The sequence below is a fragment of the Lactobacillus jensenii DSM 20557 genome (assembly GCF_001436455.1).
Taxonomy (GTDB): Bacteria; Bacillota; Bacilli; order Lactobacillales; family Lactobacillaceae; genus Lactobacillus; species Lactobacillus jensenii.
In genome coordinates this window covers 1-2817 of the sequence record NZ_AYYU01000048.1, presented here as the reverse complement: position 1 = coordinate 2817, position 2817 = coordinate 1, and the positions used below count along the sequence as shown (strand labels likewise).

Genomic DNA, 2817 nt, shown 5'->3' with positions numbered 1-2817 from the left:
GTGATGTTCTACCACTGAACTACTTCCGCATGTCACTTAGCACATTTATTAATATACCATAGCGGAAATTTTTTGCAAGCACTTTTTTAATTTATTGAGATTTTAGTAGATATCATAGATTTATTTTTACCACTAAATCTTTAAATTAATAAAATCCCCATCCTAGCTACTAAAAAAACTAATCCAATACTAGCTTTTTTAATTGGACTAGCTATTTTAACAAATTCTAGAGCGGTCAGAATTACCCACAATAATAGCCAAATCGGTAAGGTAAGTAATTGCAGTAGCAATTGCAACGAATTAAGCAGCATTAAGTGCGCTACGATGAAAGGAAGAAAATAATTAGCAAATCTTTTGGCAAAAATCATGTAAGCTTTACTAACGCCAATCTTCCTAGTCCATAAAAAGGTATTGAATTCATCAGCTTCGGTAGTTGCCATTAAAACGGGACAAATATCATAGGTAAAAAGAAGGCAACTCAAAAGCATCAAGCGCATTCCTCGACTACTAAAAGCAAAATTAACCAAAGTCATCTGAGAGTTAGTTAACTCGGGCAATACCTGTCTAGCCCAAAATAAAATTAGGCAAATAACTAAACTAAAAAGCCAAAATTTCCTTTGTCTAGACATTTTCTAAAGCCCCGTTTTCTAACTTCAATACTCGGTCATAAGTCAGTCCAGCAATATCTTCATGAGTTGCAATAATGACACTTACTTTTTGTTCTTTTAAGCGATCAAGCATCTTTAGAAAGGTAGTAACCCCCTCTTTGTCAATTCCTCGAGTTGGTTCATCAAATAAAACAATATTTTGATTTTCCATGATTGCTTGAATAATGCCTAGCTTTTGTCGCATCCCAATCGAATATTTGCTTACCGCTTGGCTTTCATCAGGATCAAGCGAAAATTCTTTCATTAAATTGCGAACTTTTGCTTCATCATAGTGATGATTCAAATTAGCCAAAAATTTCAAATTTTCTAGGCCGGTTTCATATTCTAGAAAACCCGGATTTTCAATCATAGCACCCAGATAATCCTCTTCATCCAACTTAACCTGACCCTGAGCCTTTAAAATACCTGTGATAATTTTAAACAGAGTGGATTTACCACAACCATTTTTACCAACAATATGGACTCTCTCCCCTGGTTTAACAGTTAAATTGATATCTTTAAGAATTACTTTTTTACCAAAATTTTTATTAACATTTTCAATTCTTAACATGAGTTTTCTCCTTTACAGGTAAATATGGTGAAGTGCACGATAAATAGGATCAAAGATAGGATTGTACTTCGGTAGTAAAATTTTCACTTCAAAATAATAGTGATAAATTAGCGTGAGAATGACTACTATGATGATAACTAGGTATGGATAAGGCACTTTATAAGCTAATATCAAGCACCATGCTAAAAGCAGGACAAGAATTAAATGTCCTAATAAGAGATTCATGCCAAAAACTGGATTACCCATTTTGAAAAAGATACGATGACCTAGCAAGTAAAAAGTAGCCAAATATGATAACCAAAACAAGAACCATTGGCAAAAAATCAAACGCATTAAAAAGACAATAATTCGTTTAGTTTGTGAGCGAACCGCAATTTCATTACTTAAGTGACGAATCGTAATGACCTCATAGTAAGTTAAAACATAAAGACCTGTTTGAACATATAAAGACAAAAAATGTGAATAACAAGTCGGAAAAATCACATCCGTTTTAGACGTAAAGTCGGGAGCTAAAAACAAGCTTGCCAAAAAACCTAACGCCATCATTAAAAGCAGACTGTATTTGAGAATTTTATCGGTTTTTTCAGGCATCAGTTACCTCCTAACTGCACTTCTTGTTAGTGAACAAGCAAATAAAATGAAAAAGTTAGATTTGATAAGGTCTTTCTAGCAAAAAAGTGCTAACTTCAAGATTTATTTTCCTTTTAGTTCATTTGCAATTGCTTTTTTCTTCCATAAAGTCATCAAAATCCAAGCTGAGAAAGCATATAATAAAGCACAAGCTACCCAGGTAATCATGATTCCGCCTGGTGCTCCCTGACTTCCCATATTAATCAATCCTGGAGCAACTAGCGTTGGAATTTCAACAATATTTGCAACAGCAAGTAAAAAAGGGTTAATCATCGCATATAAGGTTGGCAAAAGCAGCAAAATTAATCCGATAAACTCGCCAGAAATTAAAAAGATTGCATTCTTTTTAACATATAGCCCACAAGCAAAGATAAATACTGAAAAGATTCCCCAACCTACAGCAGCAGTAGCCATGAATAAAAGCAATTGAATAAAACTATTATTTGAAAAAGAATTTTTCGACTGAAACAAATAAAAACTCTTTTCAGTAAAGGTAATTGGCGCATAGTTCCAGTTAATTAAAATAATTCGATAAATTTCACTTATCACGGAGAAAGTTACTCCCATTAAAAAAGCTTGCAAAGCTGCTTTTTTCAAAAAATTATTGTATCCAATTCTTTGAATAATATTGCTCAGCTCATTATTATTTTTCACAAAAATTGATGTAAAAGAGCCTATCACAGGGAAAATCAATAAAGACATGTAGGTAGAAAGACTATCAAAAAAGCCCAATGGTTGTACAATCGTAAACATATAGATGAAATCTTCAGCAGTTACTGTTGGCTTCATTTCAGATTTGATAATAGATAAGGTAGTGAATGTAATTAAAAGTAGATATACTAGCAAAGCCAAGAGCATTATTTTACACGTTCTCTTAGAAAACATATTTTTTTCCTTTCAATAAATATAAAAAGAGATTCTATTTAGAATCATTTTTGTAAGAGTTATATTATTTTCTATCTGCACTAA

Annotated in this window: 4 protein-coding genes; all 4 read right to left on the bottom strand. The window is 32.5% G+C overall.

The features are described 5' to 3' along the window. Nucleotides 1–140: 140 nt before the first annotated feature. Nucleotides 141–629 (bottom strand): hypothetical protein, encoded by a 489-nt coding sequence (locus FC45_RS07315; protein WP_006585214.1) that lies wholly within the window; start codon nucleotides 627–629, stop codon nucleotides 141–143. Then, nucleotides 622–1218, bottom strand: coding sequence for an ATP-binding cassette domain-containing protein (locus FC45_RS07310; protein WP_006585215.1), 597 nt, complete (start codon nucleotides 1216–1218; stop codon nucleotides 622–624). Before FC45_RS07310 ends, FC45_RS07315 begins: the two co-directional genes overlap by 8 nt. Nucleotides 1219–1230: 12 nt before the next feature. Next, nucleotides 1231–1809, bottom strand: a complete 579-nt coding sequence (locus FC45_RS07305; RefSeq protein ID WP_006585216.1) for a hypothetical protein — start codon at nucleotides 1807–1809, stop codon at nucleotides 1231–1233. Nucleotides 1810–1911: 102 nt separating this feature from the next. Continuing rightward, on the bottom strand, nucleotides 1912–2733 hold the full coding sequence (locus FC45_RS07300; RefSeq protein WP_057706514.1) for a hypothetical protein: 822 nt from the start codon (nucleotides 2731–2733) through the stop codon (nucleotides 1912–1914). Nucleotides 2734–2817 lie beyond the last annotated feature (84 nt).